Origin of the sequence: Sulfurospirillum multivorans DSM 12446 (assembly GCF_000568815.1) — a bacterium.
GTDB lineage: Bacteria > Campylobacterota > Campylobacteria > Campylobacterales > Sulfurospirillaceae > Sulfurospirillum > Sulfurospirillum multivorans.
In genome coordinates this window covers 357555-373285 of the sequence record NZ_CP007201.1, presented here as the reverse complement: position 1 = coordinate 373285, position 15731 = coordinate 357555, and the positions used below count along the sequence as shown (strand labels likewise).

Genomic DNA, 15731 nt, shown 5'->3' with positions numbered 1-15731 from the left:
GGCGATTGTTCGCCTCACCTTCGCTTATCCTCGACTTGAAATGACAATACCCAACACAATCAAAGCAAGACCCAAAATTTTATAAAGCGTCACACTCTCACTAAATAAAAAGACCGAAGAGACGAACACCACCACAAACGTCATTCCCATAAACGGATAGGCGTAGCTCAGTTCAAACTTGGTCATCGCCGCCATCCAACAAAGAGAAGCGACAAACGCGGAGATAAAGCCACTTAAAATAAACGGGTCTAAAAAAAGTTTGAGCAAAAAAATCAATTTTTCAGCAGACGCATCGGGTAAATGCCCATGAAAAGGGATGCGCCATTTGATGACGAGCTGTCCGTAGACCGTAAAAAAGATCGTTCCAAAAATGTATAAATGCGCCATTAACATGCACTCCATTTCATCAAAATGTCACAAACCGCGTCAATCTCTTCATGGGTAATGCCATAATACAGTGGCAAACGAACCAGTCGTTCACTCTCTTTGGTCGTGTACACATCTTCGCCAAACATACGACCGTATTTAAGCCCTGCAGGAGCGCTGTGAAGGGGAATGTAGTGAAACACTGCACCGATATTTTGCGCTTTAAACTGCTCTAACAGAGCCGTTCTCGTCTCTAAATCTTTCACTTTAAAGTAGAACATGTGCGCGTTATGCACACATCCCTCAGGAATAAAAGGAAGTTCAATCAACCCTTTTTTAGCCAAACCTTCAAGTTGTGTATAGTACATTTTCCACGCATTCAAACGGTGATTTTGAATCGCATCCACCTCTTCTAAATTACCCCAAAGATACGCTGCTTGAAGTTCGCTGGGCAGGTAACTGCTTCCGATGTCCATCCAACCGTATTTATCGACCATGCCTCTAAAAAATTGGCTACGGTTCGTTCCTTTTTCGCGAATGATCTCGGCACGTTGTGAAAAACGCTCATCGTTAATAAGTAACAATCCACCCTCTCCGCCACTGGTCACATTTTTTGTTTCATGAAAACTAAACGCACCCAAGTGCCCAATCGTTCCAAGCGGTTTGCCTTTGTAGGTTGCTTCAAAACCTTGCGCTGCATCTTCAACGACAAAAAGATTATGACGGTTCGCGATGTCCATAATAACATCCATATCGCATCCCACACCTGCGTAATGCACAGGCACAATGGCTCTCGTTTTAGGCGTAATTGCCGCTTCAATCAAACGTTCATCCATATTCATGGTCTCAGCTCGCACATCCACAAAGACGATTTTTGCCCCACGCAGTGCAAAAGCATCGGCAGTACTCACAAACGTGTAACTAGGCATGATGACTTCATCGCCCTCTTTGATGTCCAATAGAAGTGCTGCCATCTCAAGTGCGTGCGTGCACGAAGGTGTGAGCAACGTTTTAGGACAACCATAGCGTTTTTCAAACCACTCTTGGGAGCGTTTACCAAAGGCACCATCGCCCGAAATTTTAAGGCTATTCATCGCCTCTAATACATATTTATCTTCGTTTCCTGTTCGTGGAGGTTTATTAAAATGAATCATTGTTTTGTGCTCTTTAAAAAGTTTTTGGCGTTTTCGCCTTCGTTGAAAATGAGATCGATCACACTCACACCATGCTCAAACGGTGGAAACAGCTGATGGTATTCAGCATACCCACTGTAATCCATCCATTCAACCTTGATACCTGTTTTTACAAAGATGGATTCATCCAGATAATCCTTTGCCGCAGGCCCACTAAGATACGTCGTGGCACCCAAATCGTGATTGAGCGCTAAAAGGCGTTCACTTTTACCATCGGCTAAGACAAATTCCCTGGAATCACGAATGATTGTTTTAATCCCAAGCATCGCACAGATCGCATCGATAAAATGGCGATTGATCTCACTGATGGTTTCCATCGTTGCACTCATGTACAGCGCTTCAAACGGCTCTTTATACGCCTTGAAATGAGGTGCTTTGGCATAACTTTGCGCGATGCTTCGCCAATGGTTCACGTTCCATTTGGGATCGGTAATTTTCGTTTCATTGATTTTTTGATGCAAACTCTCTTGGCGTACGGGAATGCTGAGCCATTGAAGTCCGTTTTGCGTCTTAATCTTGTTGCGATTGCGCCAGTCATTTTTGGTGTACTGCATATCATCGTACAAAACAAACTCGTCCACACTGCCAATAATGTCAAAATATCCCTTCCACGGGATATAATTGGATTGTAAAATTGCTATTTTTTTCATAAATTAAGTGTCTCTTGAATCAGATAAAGCGGTCGTCGTTTGACCTCATCAAAAATCTTGCCGATGTACAACCCTGTAATGCCAATGATGGCAAACAAAAGTCCAAACATAAAAAACATCGACACCATCAAACTCGTCCAACCCTCAGCGGGTGTGTGGTAGAAGAAGTAACGAATCACCAGCCAGCTCGCATACACAAGGCTCGCTAAGGCGATGAAAAAGCCCAGTTGAATCGAAAGCCTGAGCGGTTTATTGGAGTGGGAAATAATCGAATCTATCGCCAAACGAAACAGTTTTGAGAAATTATAAGAAGATTCGCCATGCACCCGTGGAGCATGTTCGATGTCAATTTCAACTTTTTTAAATCCGACCATTTGAGCAAAAAGTAAAAAATCGCGGCTGTGCTCACGGTAACGGTTAATCGTCTCAACCACTTTGTGCGCATAAATACCAAAATTGGCGATGCTATTATCGTGTTTGGTTTCGGTGAAATACTCTAAAACGCGGTTAAATGCCATCGAGCCAAACCGTTTGATAAAACTATCTTGCCTCTGCGCCCGTCTTCCAAAAACAATATCGTAGCCATCCAGTGCTTTGTTGTACAGCTTGATGATCTCTTCGGGTCTGTCCTGCAAATCGCAATCCATCACCACCACCCACTCACCTTTTGCATGATCAAGTCCCGCCGTAATGGCGTAGTGTTGCCCAAAATTTCGGGAGAGATTAATGCCTTTGACACGAGGATCTTTAGCGCATAACATCGCAATGCGCTCCCACGAAGCTTGCGGACAGGCATCATTGACCAAAATGATCTCGAAGTTTTCAGTAATTTGGCTCAGTGTCTTTACTAAACGATCATAGAGTTCAAACAGACACTCTTTACAGCCATAAATAGGAGAGATAACACTTATCTTGACAGACTCCACGCAACACCTTTACATGTAAATTAGGGAGCCGTCATTATACGCTTTTTCTTCCTAGCTTCAGCTTTAGCTCTCTTCACGTACAGCGGATTTTTTTCAAAAACAAAAAACGTATATTTATCATAATTAAACTGATCAATGGGATCTGGCATATTGAAATCTTTGATGGCACGGTACATGTCATCAATATCTTCTGGAATCACCATAAAAAAGACTTTTCCATCGGTCGAGTCTCTTTGGTACCAGCGGTCACTCGAGAGCCATTTGACCAGTTTCATGCCCTCGGTTTCACTAAATTCAATCGGACGAATATCGACCTCTCCATCGCTAAAAACCGTGTAAATGTGCGAATCCCAATACTCGGCATAGCCAAAGTGAAGATGTCGCGTCTTAAGCTCTTCAACCAAAGCAATGCGTTCATCGACAATGCCTCGCCACTCTTTGGGGGAGACATAATTCCACGAAAGTCCTAATGCAATCGTCAAACTAAGCGACAAGACCAATTTGATAAACAGTGAAAAGAAGCGCCACATGATGACATTACAAACTAAGATCATCATCAAAAACGGTGAGATGTAGCGAATGTTATTGCGTGCTGCCCACGCATGTTCATGAAGTGCCGTTGTCGAATACAAAATATAAATAATCGCAAACCCCACATATGAGAAGAGCACAAAAAAGCGCTCCGTTGCACTCATTTGATAAAAAGATCGTTTTACATGTAAGGCTGGAATAATCAAAACAAATGGATAAAGTCCAAATTTTAAAAGCGAGATAACCCCTTCGAGCGACGAAGCTCGCACACCCTCTGTCCACTCCGCACCAATAAAATTAAGCAGTCCTAAAAGAGCGTGTGCTGCGTGTACGGGTAAGATTTCAAGCGAAACCAGACCTGCATTGTTCGCACCACCAGCTAAATGCAAGCTCTCCAAAAGATTAAAATGTGCCATGGCGGCAAGCACCATTACAATACAGGCAAACGCAAAAATAACGATTCGTTTAATGGATAAAAGGCGATACATCGCATGTTCAAATGTTTTAAGACTATCCCGCGCAAAGTAGATACTCAGCGCCAATGCTCCAAAAAAAGGTGCGACATAGTAGACAAAAAAGCGTACAGGATTGGCAAGAACAAGCAGATACAGCAAGATCATAAATGAAATAAATGCTTTAATTTGTGTACTTTTGCTAATCACATGCGGGCTGAGTTTTCGAAAGATAAACATAAATGCAATCATAAAGAGAAAATACCACGTGTACGCCGCTTCCCCATAAAGCTCTCGCAGATACATCGGTGAGTACCCAATGCAGACAACCACGCTTCCCATAATCGAAGAGGTGCGGGAGAGCATGAGGGAGCGTAAAAAGAGGTAGATAAACACGATCATAAAAATGCTGACTTCAAACACCGTAAAGGCATGGGCAAAGTAACCATTTTTACCCGCTAACACCCAAGGAATCACTAAAATCTGTTTGTAAAAAATCCACAAATCGTTATTGACATACCACCAATGGCTTGGAAAAAAACTTTCTGCAACCACCATTTCTTCGGCTAAAATATTGGCAATCGCCGCATCTGAATTAAAAAAAGCACGATAGGTTTTAAAAATATAAAAGCTGATTTCATAAAGCACAAACCCCAGTAGCATCACTGCACCAAAGAAGGGTAAGTACTTTTTAACCTGAGTTTGTAAGGAAATTCGTGAGCGCATGCTTACTCTTGATTGGATAAGAATTCTACGGTTTTTTGGTAATGACGGCTTTGATCTAAGCCATCGTTTTTAAGCTCATTGGTGTAAATCACCAAGCGTTCATCGATCTTGGCAACGATCTCATCCATATCATCGGTTAATGTAATCAGTTCAACATCTTCAGGGCGAATCGTATGATGCTCCACAAGCGTGGTTGCAATAAAATCATAGAGTTTTTCCCAATAACTTTTCCCATACAAAAAGATGCTAATTTTAGTGATTTTACCCGTTTGGGTGAGGGTGAGTGCTTCAAAAAGTTCATCCAGCGTGCCAAATCCTCCAGGGAAGATGACATAGGCAAGGGAGTATTTAATGAGCATCACTTTGCGCACAAAAAAGTAGTCAAAGGTGAGGTGCTTTGTGGTAAATTGGTTGCCGGATTGTTCATGGGGAAGGTTAATATTCAGCCCAATGGATTGACAATTTTTGGCATCAAATCCGCCTTTATTTGCCGCTTCCATAATCCCTTTGGAGCCACCGGTAATAATGGTATACCCTTTTTGCCCCAGTGTATAGGCTAGATCATGAGCATCTTGGTAATAGCGATGATTGGCATGAAAACGCGCACTCCCAAAAAAAGTCACCGAAGGACCTAGATCTTGAAGTTCATCAAACCCCTTAACAAAATCGGACATAATGCGAAGAACACTCCATTCGTTCGAGTGTTCGGTATCTTTAATGTGCTGTTGTTCTTCCATGGTCGTACTATCGCAACTTCTCTAAGCGTTCACGTTTCGTTCCGATCTCGCCTATTTGCACACCAAAGTTACCATCGACAATGACCACTTCACCCATCGCAATCACTTTGTCTCCGACTAAAATTTCCAAAGGATCATTCGCTAATTGATCCAGCTCGATGACAGAGCCGATATCCATGCTTAAAACATCTTTTAAAAGCATCTTTTTAGAGCCAATGCGCACACGAATAGGCAGTCTGACATCTTTAATCAGTTCGATATTACTAAGCTCCTCAGGACTAATCCCCATAACAACTTTTTTAGGCTCTTCATAGGTATATTCTTCTCTTTCATCACTGACAAAAGAAGGTGCGATCTCCTCACCAATAAGCGGTATCAGCTCATGTGTGATCGCAAAAGCAATCGTATCATGAGAATTATGAACGGCTAAATTGTAAATAAAAAGCTTCTCATACCCTTTAAAATCGATTTGACTGTTAGCATCAATGTACTCAATGCCATCAATGTCAAACTCCAATTTAGGCATATTTTTCTGACTGCCAAGCGAGCGTGAGAAAGAGCTTAAAATATTGGAGATAATCTCTTTGGTCGCGTCAAGATCTTCTGCGTCCATCTCCTCTTTTTCATCACCTTCGCCACCCAGCATCATATCGCCAATGGCTGTTGCGATCGACGTTGCAATTGTAACACGCATGCGACCGCGAAGTTCTCCACCAACCGTGACATCAAGCTTTGCAAGGGGAGGACTGAGTTTGAGTTTACTCTCACCACTCTCCTCTTTGTTGAGTTCAACCGTAGGTGCAATACCTGTTAACCCTTCAATGGTAGAGATAACCTCTTGTTGTAATAATTGTACAAATGTATTATTCACACTTTACCCCTGCGATGTATCAAATGATGAAATTTTTGATTTACGAATATGTTCTAGCTCTTCGAGCGCACTTTTGACTTCATCTTTATCAGTTCGAACCAAACTCTCTATTTTAATCGATTTACGGAAACGATGCAAGCCAATCTCCGCTAAAAAGAGCTCTTTTTTATCAATCATCACAATGGCTTTATCATCTGCTGCACGATCCAGCCTGATTATGTCCCCTTTTTTAAGCTCTAAAAGCTCTCCTACACTGAGTTCTGCTTGTCCAATGATGGACTCAATAAACACTTCTGCACGTGAAATCAATGTATTGAGCTCTTTGTTACGACTCTTTTTAGCACTCGTTTCACCGAGCATAATATCGCGGTTTGCAAGGCGTGAGAGAATGGGTTCTAGGTAAATAACAGGGTAACACAGGTTGATCATACCGCTGGAATTTCCAATGATAATCTCCATCACCACCATAATAACAATCTCATTTTGTGAAACGATTTGAACAACGTTAGGGCTAGACTCTTTGGTCTCAACCGTTGGGTACATGTCCGTAATCGGCGCCCAACCCTCTTTAAGACGTTGCATGATAATACGCAAAATGGCGTCCAGGAGATTGAGCTCAATGTCGGTTAACTCACGCGTTGATTCATACGACTCTCCCAGTCCACCTAAGAGTCTGTCGATCATTGGAAAAGCGATAGAAGGGTTGATCTCAATAATGCAGTTACCATCCAGTGGCTTAATCGAAAAGACGTTAAAGCTCGTTGGGCTTGGAAGGGACATCAAAAACTCACCATACGTCATCTGATCGACAGAGTGCAGTTGAATTTCAACGATACTTCGCATTATGGAAGAGATCTGCGAAGCGAGGTTTCTCGCCATCTTGTCGTGAATACCTTTAACCGCACGCAACTGCTCTTTGGAAACACGATTGGGTCGTTTAAAGTCGTAAAGAATAACTTGTCTGGTATCAGATGCCTCAACTTCAGCGGAGAGTGTATCACCCTCTTCTTCGACAACTTCTAAGAGCGCATCGATCTCTTCTTGACTTAATATATCAGCCATGGTTAATTCCCAACTGTTCTTTGATCTTTACCAAAAGTTTTTTATGAATTTGAGAAATCCTTGATTCACTAATATCCAAAATTTCACTGATCTCTTTGAGGTTGAGCTCTTCAAAATAATAGAGTTGAATGATCATCTGTTCTCGCTCATTAAAGGTTGTAAGGATGCTTTGCACCATCTCCATCAGCTCATCTTTTTCCACTCTTTGTGCGGTATCTTCGCCTGAGAGAATGGTGATCTGTTCATTAAGTGACATGATAGAGACTATCATAGCACTATTTCTAGCTTCGGCTATCTTTTCAATATCTTCATTTAAAAGTTGTGCCAAGTAAGCATCATCTGGCTCATTTCCATGTTCACCCAAATAGGCGGTGATTTCATGATCGACCATTTTGATGAGGCGCCTGTTGGCTCGGCTCATCGTATCTAAAGAGCGTAAGAAATCGAGCATTGAACCGTAGACGCGTTTTTTACCGTATCCCCAAAAAGAGTCATTTTGGTCTTTATCGTAACGGCGGGAAAGTTTGATCATCTCCTCGGTTCCAATGGAGATCAGATCATTGACATCTACCGATGCGGGAAGTCTCTCACGAAGGCGATACGCCATAGCACGCACGGCAGGAAGGTATTGCAAGACAAGTTCATCTTGCTCTTTTTTAATATTTTGACTGTAAGGATTAGGCTGCTGCTTTTTTAGTGGTGTAGGATTCATTACTCTCCGTTGAGCCTTTCATGATCTTATCATAGTGCTGGTTCATATTATCAATGCTTGCTAAGAGACTGTCCATCACTTTTTCTCTACTCTCAAGCTCTTGAATAAAATAATCGCCAATATTTTCGTGATCTTTTTTATCGAAAATAAACGTCGCCATACGATCAAAATCAAAGAAATTCATCACAGCCACATGGATAATGAGATAAAAAAACAGCGTTATTTCTAACGTGTAAAAGAGTATCTCTTCTGGCTCTGAAAAATTCAGTATCGAAAACATCAACCCTATAAAAAAACCACAGATGGTGAAAAAATAGATGAAATTTTCTGATTTGACCATATAAACGCCTTTACAAAATGTATCTAAAATTGCTCAATAATACGCTTAAAGAAGCTTCCGAAGCTCTTATTCGTATCACTTTTAAGCACTTTTCGTTCCAATTTGTAGACTAAATTGTTGACGATGCGTTTCATATCCAAAGATGCCAAAGAATTAGGCGCATCATTGGTAAAAAGCGTGCGCTGTTTGATGCTTTTTGAAATGAGTTTATCCTCAGGCAATTTACCAATTAAATTGAGCTTCAAACCATTGCCGATATTCGCCATGGCAACTTTATTGATCTTATCAAAAATCAGTTGCGCCTCTTTTTCGCTTTTGGTCATGTTTAATATGACATGAATGTTTGACTGCGTTTTACTGGTGATCTTAATCGTTGCGTACGCATCGGTAATCGCCGCAGGATCAGGCACTGTGACCACAATAACTTCATCTGCTGCTTCTAGGAAAAGTTGTATATGCCCACCAATGCCAGCACCCGTATCGATGATCATAAAATCAAGATCGTTAAGCACTTTAGTCTCTTCTAAAAAGCGCTCGAACAAAAACTGCTCGGAGTATTTTAAGATCTCATCACCGCTTTCACCAGGAATGAGCAAAAGATTTTTTTTAATAGGGACAATCACATCGGCTAACGTACACTCGCCTTTAAGTACATGTAAAATATTTTTATCAATGCGAACATTGAGAATGACATCGAGGTTTGCTAGTCCAATATCCGCATCAAAGAGCCCCACTTTGTAGCCATTGCTAGCGAGAATATTTGCCATATTGGCACTGACCGTACTTTTACCCACGCCGCCTTTACCACTGGTAATGGCAATGTATTTCGTATGGCTATGCTCTTTTGCAGAAGCTGCGCCGACCAGTTCTTGGAGCTTATTCGCCTGCGTTTCCATGTTCACCTCTTTTTTTCTCAAAGCCATCTAAAATACATTCAACCAAAAAGTCACTGGAGGCTGGGACAATGTCATCAGGAACCTCTTGACCAATGGAAAAATAACTTACGGGTTTGTCAATATCGTAAATCAAAGAAAATATCGTTCCAAAAACCTTCGTTTCATCAAATTTTGTAAAAATAAGTGTATCAATATCTAAAAAAGAGAAGTTTTTGTAGATCTCTTTGAGGTCTTCAAGCTTACTTCCCGCGGAGAGCACTAAGTTAACATCGATTTGTAATTGGGAGCTTTGCAGAAACTTATTGAGCTTGATCAGTTTATCTTTATCGTACTGTGAACTTCCTACCGTATCGATCAAAATGACATCGCAATGGCTGAGTGAAGAAAGAGCATTATTAAAATCGCTAGGATCGACCACATCTTCGATGGGCAAACGCATCATCTTCGCATACTGAAAGAGTTGCTCAACCGCTCCAATTCTATACGTATCAAGGGTGATAATGCCTACTTTCGCACGCTTTTCTTGAATGTAGGAGTAACGTGCCGCAAGCTTAGCAATCGTCGTTGTTTTGCCCACGCCGGTTGGTCCTACAAACATCATCACGCGCTTATTGCCTTTGGGAAGTTCGGCTTCCATGCGCACAGGAATCAGTTTGCGAAGTAAGACTTGAAAATAGCGCTTGATCGTCTCTGAGCTGTTTTTCATGCGTACAGGCATGTGTTCTAAGGTGAGGTTCATGATGTTTTCTAAATGATCTTCACCCATGCCACTGGTTTTAGCGAGTTTATAAATCTCTGAAAATTCTGAAGGAATCGCTAAATTATTGCGATGTGGCGCTCTCTCTTCCCAAAACATCTCTTGAATCAGTTTAATTTTATCGGCAAGCTTATTGATCTCGCATTTGATCTCGCCAATGCCTTCACTGTTTTGAGCTCGCTCTGCCGCTCTTGAAGCATTTGAGCCACCCATATCGCCTGTCGCTTGCGCAATTTGTGAGATCTGCTTGGCCGCTTCTGAGAGGCTAAAGAGGACATCTTCGCCACTTTTGTATTTACTCTCGGCTCTTGGTTCTGGTTTTTTTGGAATGGGTGTTGGTTGATCTTCTTCGACGGCAACAACCACTTCGTAGAGTGCGGAAGTGCTAATCGTCTTTTTGCGAATCTGTTTGGTGCTTATCACAAGCGCATTTTCACCGCAGTCTTGTTGAGCTTGTTTGAGCGCTTCTGCTGGCGTTTCACCACTAAACGTATGAAATTTCACCTCTATCCTTTAAAACTTTTTAGCGTAAAGAGTGGAACGATAACCGATGCACGCTCCGACCATTTAGGGTGGGGAACGATTAAGTTTGGTTGATGGATCTTTTGATTATCGAAAAATATTATATCTAAATCCAGCGTTCTTGGTCCATTTTTAAAGAGTCTCACGCGCCCGAAAAGATGCTCTAAGCGTAAAAGCACTTTGAGCAATGCTTTTGCGCTTAGAGAAGTTTGCAACACGATCACTGCATTGTAAAAATCGGGCTGATCCAGATAGCCAAACGGTGGATTTTGAAACACCATGGAGCTTTTCTGTATATAAAAACGTGGATCGTTTAAAAAGATACGGTAGAGTTTGACAAAACGCTTTTTAACATCGCCTTGATTGCCACCAAGGCCGATGACAGCTCGGTGCGAAAAATGGGGGTTGGCCCTTTTACATGTAGGAAAAAATCGAATGCGTTCTAGCTTCACCCCATAACCTCAGCGCCGCTATTTCTCACAATAATCGTATCTTCAATGCGTACGCCAAATTGCTCTGGTAAATAAATGCCAGGTTCGATGGTAAAGACCATATTTTCTTCAATGATGGTTTCTGAACGCGCACTAATGACAGGAAGTTCATGAATATCAAGTCCGACACCATGCCCCGTGGAGTGAATAAAGTACGCTCCAAATCCCGCTTTGTCGATGACATCGCGCGCCGCTTTGTCGATCTCTTTGGCTTTAACACCAATTTTGACCGTTTTAAGTGCCGCTTCTTGCGCGGACAGCACTGTATCATAAACTTTCTGTTTAAAGGTCTCGTTAAAATGTTGCTCTTTCTCAAAGTTAAACTGCGTGTCAAAAAAGCTCGTGCGTGTGCGATCAGAACAGTAACGCTGATACTTCACGCCCGCATCTAAAAGAACGAGTTCACCCTTTTGAAGCGTTTTACATGTAGGCAGCGCATGCGGTTTGGCGGCATTCGCTCCAAGCGCGATAATCGGCTCAAAACTAAGCCCCAATTCGCCGTGGCGTTTTAAAATCGCTTCGGCTTCAAAGAAGGCACGTTTTTCATCCATACCTTCGCCATGAAGTTTTAAAAATTCTCCAAACTGAGTAAATGCATCTCGTCCAAAAAGTGCCGCTTTCTTGAGAATTTCAAGCTCATGCTCATTTTTGATGATGCGTTTTTGTTGCGAAAAATTAGGTTTTTTTTGAAGGTTGATGCTCAACTTTTCACTCAGCCTTGCGTACGCTTCCACATTCCATTCGGCGGGGTTATACGCAAGCGTTGTGATGCCACTTTTTCGGATCAACAGACGCGCTGTTTTGAGCAGATCGCGTCTATCGCCCTCTAAAACAGTTGCATTTTGGATGATCTCTGAGGCTTCTGTTGTATAACGGGCATCGGTGATAAAAAAGGCTTCGCTTCCAAGCTTCAAAAAAACCGCATGATCGCATGAAAACCCGCATTCGTAATAAAGCGCATTTTCATCTTGGAGAATGTAGTTCATCTTACGCTTTTGTGACGTGTTGTTGTGCAGCTTGTGCTTTGCGAAGTGCGTCAAGCTCACCTAACATTTGCATCATCGAGATCATCGCAAGGTGGTAGCCAAACGGTCCAAAACCACTGATTTGACCCGTACAAACCGCTGCGGTCATGCTTTTTTGACGAAACTCTTCACGTCGGTAGATGTTGCTAATATGCACTTCAATCGCTGGCAAAGCAACCGCGCTAATCGCATCACGAATCGCAATCGAGGTGTGAGTATAGGCTGCTGGATTGATGATAATGCCATCTGCGTCGCCAAGACATTCTTGGATACGATCAACGATTTCGCCCTCTAAATTGGATTGAAAAAATTCGATTTCAAAACCATTTTGTTTGGCGACCGTCTCCATTTGAGAGTGAATCTCTTCAAGTTTCATGCCACCGTAGATGGTTTGCTCTCTGTGACTGAGCATATTAAGATTTGGACCTTGAATCACGACAATTTTCATGAGTTACCTTTTGTTTAAAATTTACTCTTATTATATCAGTGGTTAGTTTAGGATACAATTACGCCAAAAAGGATCGATGTGAAACTGTTAATTGCAGACTTTGTAGTACCCTGCAACGCCTCTTTTGAGATCATAGAAAAAGGTGCTGTTGCTTTTGATGAAACCATCATTGATGTAGGACACAGTGAAGATTTAAAACAAAAATATCCTCATGCAGAATTGATTGAAACACCTCCAAACAGTGTTATTTTGCCCGGTCTCATCAATAGCCATGTTCACCTCGAATTTAGTGCCAACCAAAGCATGCTTCGCTATGGCGATTTTATCCCATGGCTTCGCTCCGTCATCAAACATCGAGAAGAGCTCAGCGCGCTTGCAACAACGGAACTCATTACATGTAAACTTCACGAGATGCTTTACAGTGGCACAACCACCTTGGGTGCGATCAGCAGTTTTGGAGCGGACTTGGAAGCGTGTGCTCAGGCACCGCAACGTGTGGTTTATTTCAATGAAGTTTTAGGCTCGGTTCCGAGTACCGTAGACGCGATGTATGGGGATTTCAGGGGGCGACTTGAAGCGTCCAAAGAGTTTACATGTAAACGTTTCATTCCTGCGATTTCCGTGCATTCACCCTACTCAACGCATCCGATTTTGGCTAAAAAAGCACTTCAAATTGCTCGTGAAGAGCAGTGTGTGGTCTCCACCCATTTTATGGAAAGCCCTGCGGAGCGTGCGTGGATCGATGAAGGAACGGGCGATTTTGAAACGTTTTTTAGTGCGTTTAATCCTCATGCCAAACCGATGTGTTCAAGTGTAGAATTCCTTGAGCTTTTTTCGCAAAACACAACGCTTTTCACCCACGCGGTACACGCAACGCAACACGAGTTAGAGATGATTGCTGAGCAAAAAGCGACCTTGACACATTGCCCCGTTTCCAACCGACTTTTAGGGGTGGGGAAACTGGGTCTCGAAGCCGTGCAAAAAGAGAATATCAACCTCACCTTAGGAACCGATGGACTGAGCTCCAACATTTCACTCAGCCTTTGGGATGAAATGCGCTCTGCCTTAATGATGCATGCTGAATGTGAACTTTCAAGCTTAGCGAAAACGCTTCTACAAAGCGTTACATGTAACGCTGCCAAAGCGTTACAACTGCCGTGTGGCGTGCTTGAAAAAAAGCGTTACAGTGACCTTATCGTGGCAACCTTGCCACAAGCGTGTGAAAAAGAGGATGTGGCACTACAGCTCATCTTGCACACGCACCAAACCCGTTTAACTTTTATTGACGGAGAACAACCATGCTAGACCTGATTAAAAAACCTTTTATCTGGATAGGTGCCATTCTTAGCTACATCCAAAACCACTTTAAAGCAATGCTTTTTGTACTGATCTTGGTGCTGATTTTTGGTTCCCAAGAAGAGCTAAATAACCCCAACCTTGCGATCATCAAAATCGAAGGTGAAATCTTAAACGTTGAAGAGATTTTAGAGAACATCGACAAAGCAGATAAAGACGAACACATCAAAGGTGTGCTTTTACATGTAGACTCTCCTGGTGGCGCTTTAGCGCCTTCCATCGAGCTTTCGATGGCAGTGAAACGTTTGAGCGTGCACAAACCTGTCGTGGCGTACGCGGCAGGAAGTATGACTAGCGGAAGTTACTACGCTTCCATCTGGGCAAACCATATCATTGCCAATCCAGGGGCGTTTGTAGGCTCCATCGGAGTGCTTTTCCAAGCGCCTAACGTGGCAGAGTTGGCTAAAAAACTGGGTATCTCAGAGCAGATTATTACCGCGGGTGAGTATAAACAGATGGGAACGTTTACCCGTGAATGGACACCCAAAGAGCGCGGCGCACTTAAAGAGCTGATCGATGATGCGTATACCCTTTTTATCACCGATGTCGCCACAGCGCGAGGACTCAACCTTGCGAAACCCAATGAATTTGCGAACGCACAAGTTTTTATCGCCCGAAAAGCACTGGGTCTACACCTTATCGACGAAGTGGGCTCCATCCAAGATGCTAAAAACAAGGTCGAGGAGCTTGCCCAAGTCAAATCAGCCGTTTGGGAGAAGCCAGATGCGATGGATAAATGGATGAAAAAATTAGAAAGCAGCTCCAAACTGCCTATTTTTAACTTGATGGGGTATCTCAAATAATGAAACTGCCTTCACGCTCCCTAGCTTTTCTGCAATACCTCTACGTGCTTTTAGGCACCATGTCGATGGCGTTTGCCGTCGTCTGCTTTTTATCGCCTAACAACATGGTCACGGGTGGTGGTATCGGTATTGCGCTTATTTTGCACTATATTGTGACATCGCTCACGCTAGGAACGCTCATTATGTTGGTGAGTGTTCCGTTCATCCTTTTAGGCTTTATCTATTTTGGAAAGCAATACACCTTTAAAACCCTGCTCGCCATGCTTTCCACCTCATTTTTTACCGATCTTTTTCGAGAATTTCTGCACCTAAAACCGCTCACCGATGACGTTTTGTTAGCCGCTGTTTTTGGGGGTATTTTTATAGGTCTTGGCGTCGGGTTGGTCATCAAAGGACGCTCCTCTACAGGCAGCACGTCAGTGGTGGGTGAAATCGTCGCAATGAAGAGTAAATTTAAAGCCTCTGAGGTACTTCTAAGCATCGATGTGACCATCATGTTTGCCTACATTTTCGTCTATGGAGACCTGAAAAAAGCGCTTTATAGCATGATTGGGGTGTATGTCACGGCTAAGATCATCGATGTCATCCTCACAGGTCGTCCCTCTAAAAAAGTCGTTAAAATCGTCTCTAACAACGTTGAAAGTTTAACCGAACAGATCAGAGAGCGCATCGAAGAGCACGGTACGATTTTTACAGGTGTAGGATTGCACCATCAAAAACAGACGAAGACGATGATTTTGCTCTCGGTTGAGATCTCAAAAATTCAACTGCTTAAAGACATCATCCGTGAGTACGACCCTGAAGCGTTTCTCATTATCTCCGAAGCTTCTGAGTTTTTGGGAAGAGACTAGACAAACACACTATTTT

At 42.7% G+C, this 15731-nt stretch carries 18 protein-coding genes; 3 read left to right on the top strand and 15 right to left on the bottom strand.

What is annotated here, in order from left to right; genetic code table 11:
• Positions 1-24: 24 nt before the first annotated feature.
• Genes SMUL_RS01950 through aroQ form a run of 15 tightly spaced genes read right to left on the bottom strand, consistent with a single transcriptional unit; the run spans position 25 to position 12705 of the window.
• Positions 25-387, bottom strand: coding sequence for an EamA family transporter (locus SMUL_RS01950; protein WP_025343585.1), 363 nt, complete (start codon positions 385-387; stop codon positions 25-27).
• Positions 387-1520, bottom strand: a complete 1134-nt coding sequence (rffA, locus tag SMUL_RS01945) for a dTDP-4-amino-4,6-dideoxygalactose transaminase (protein WP_025343584.1) — start codon at positions 1518-1520, stop codon at positions 387-389. The genes SMUL_RS01950 and rffA overlap by 1 nt, the downstream gene beginning before the upstream one ends.
• Positions 1517-2209 (bottom strand): WbqC family protein, encoded by a 693-nt coding sequence (locus SMUL_RS01940; protein WP_025343583.1) that lies wholly within the window; start codon positions 2207-2209, stop codon positions 1517-1519. The genes rffA and SMUL_RS01940 overlap by 4 nt, the downstream gene beginning before the upstream one ends.
• The gene (locus tag SMUL_RS01935) at positions 2206-3135 is read right to left on the bottom strand and encodes a glycosyltransferase family 2 protein (RefSeq protein ID WP_025343582.1); all 930 of its coding nucleotides are present in this window, start codon (positions 3133-3135) and stop codon (positions 2206-2208) included. The genes SMUL_RS01940 and SMUL_RS01935 overlap by 4 nt, the downstream gene beginning before the upstream one ends.
• 20 nt (positions 3136-3155) lie before the next feature.
• Positions 3156-4844, bottom strand: coding sequence for a hypothetical protein (locus SMUL_RS01930; RefSeq protein WP_025343581.1), 1689 nt, complete (start codon positions 4842-4844; stop codon positions 3156-3158).
• Between the two features lie 2 nt (positions 4845-4846).
• Positions 4847-5581 carry an LOG family protein gene (locus SMUL_RS01925; RefSeq protein ID WP_025343580.1) on the bottom strand — a complete coding sequence of 245 codons (735 nt, stop codon included), beginning with the start codon at positions 5579-5581 and terminating at the stop codon, positions 4847-4849.
• Positions 5582-5588: 7 nt separating this feature from the next.
• On the bottom strand, positions 5589-6452 hold the full coding sequence (fliY, locus tag SMUL_RS01920) for a flagellar motor switch protein FliY (protein ID WP_025343579.1): 864 nt from the start codon (positions 6450-6452) through the stop codon (positions 5589-5591).
• 3 nt (positions 6453-6455) lie between these two features.
• Entirely contained in the window at positions 6456-7514 is a 1059-nt protein-coding gene (gene fliM, locus SMUL_RS01915) for a flagellar motor switch protein FliM (protein WP_025343578.1), read from the bottom strand.
• Entirely contained in the window at positions 7507-8226 is a 720-nt protein-coding gene (locus tag SMUL_RS01910) for an RNA polymerase sigma factor FliA (protein WP_025343577.1), read from the bottom strand. The genes fliM and SMUL_RS01910 overlap by 8 nt, the downstream gene beginning before the upstream one ends.
• Positions 8192-8566 (bottom strand): hypothetical protein, encoded by a 375-nt coding sequence (locus SMUL_RS01905; protein WP_025343576.1) that lies wholly within the window; start codon positions 8564-8566, stop codon positions 8192-8194. The genes SMUL_RS01910 and SMUL_RS01905 overlap by 35 nt, the downstream gene beginning before the upstream one ends.
• Before the next feature lie 23 nt (positions 8567-8589).
• On the bottom strand, positions 8590-9462 hold the full coding sequence (locus SMUL_RS01900) for a MinD/ParA family protein (RefSeq protein WP_025343575.1): 873 nt from the start codon (positions 9460-9462) through the stop codon (positions 8590-8592).
• The gene (flhF, locus tag SMUL_RS01895; RefSeq protein ID WP_148295256.1) at positions 9443-10729 is read right to left on the bottom strand and encodes a flagellar biosynthesis protein FlhF; all 1287 of its coding nucleotides are present in this window, start codon (positions 10727-10729) and stop codon (positions 9443-9445) included. The genes SMUL_RS01900 and flhF overlap by 20 nt, the downstream gene beginning before the upstream one ends.
• Positions 10726-11193, bottom strand: a complete 468-nt coding sequence (folK, locus tag SMUL_RS01890; RefSeq protein WP_025343573.1) for a 2-amino-4-hydroxy-6-hydroxymethyldihydropteridine diphosphokinase — start codon at positions 11191-11193, stop codon at positions 10726-10728. Before folK ends, flhF begins: the two co-directional genes overlap by 4 nt.
• Positions 11190-12218, bottom strand: a complete 1029-nt coding sequence (locus SMUL_RS01885; RefSeq protein ID WP_025343572.1) for a M24 family metallopeptidase — start codon at positions 12216-12218, stop codon at positions 11190-11192. Before SMUL_RS01885 ends, folK begins: the two co-directional genes overlap by 4 nt.
• Before the next feature lies 1 nt (position 12219).
• The gene (gene aroQ / locus SMUL_RS01880; protein WP_025343571.1) at positions 12220-12705 is read right to left on the bottom strand and encodes a type II 3-dehydroquinate dehydratase; all 486 of its coding nucleotides are present in this window, start codon (positions 12703-12705) and stop codon (positions 12220-12222) included.
• Between the two features lie 78 nt (positions 12706-12783).
• On the opposite strand from aroQ, the gene mqnF reads away from it, so the two are divergent.
• Genes mqnF through SMUL_RS01865 form a run of 3 tightly spaced genes read left to right on the top strand, consistent with a single transcriptional unit; the run spans position 12784 to position 15715 of the window.
• Positions 12784-14010 (top strand): aminofutalosine deaminase family hydrolase, encoded by a 1227-nt coding sequence (gene mqnF, locus SMUL_RS01875; protein ID WP_025343570.1) that lies wholly within the window; start codon positions 12784-12786, stop codon positions 14008-14010.
• A complete protein-coding gene (sppA, locus tag SMUL_RS01870) occupies positions 14004-14864 on the top strand; it encodes a signal peptide peptidase SppA (protein WP_025343569.1) in 861 nt (286 codons plus the stop codon). The genes mqnF and sppA overlap by 7 nt, the downstream gene beginning before the upstream one ends.
• Positions 14864-15715, top strand: coding sequence for a YitT family protein (locus tag SMUL_RS01865; RefSeq protein ID WP_025343568.1), 852 nt, complete (start codon positions 14864-14866; stop codon positions 15713-15715). Before sppA ends, SMUL_RS01865 begins: the two co-directional genes overlap by 1 nt.
• Positions 15716-15731: the final 16 nt, after the last annotated feature.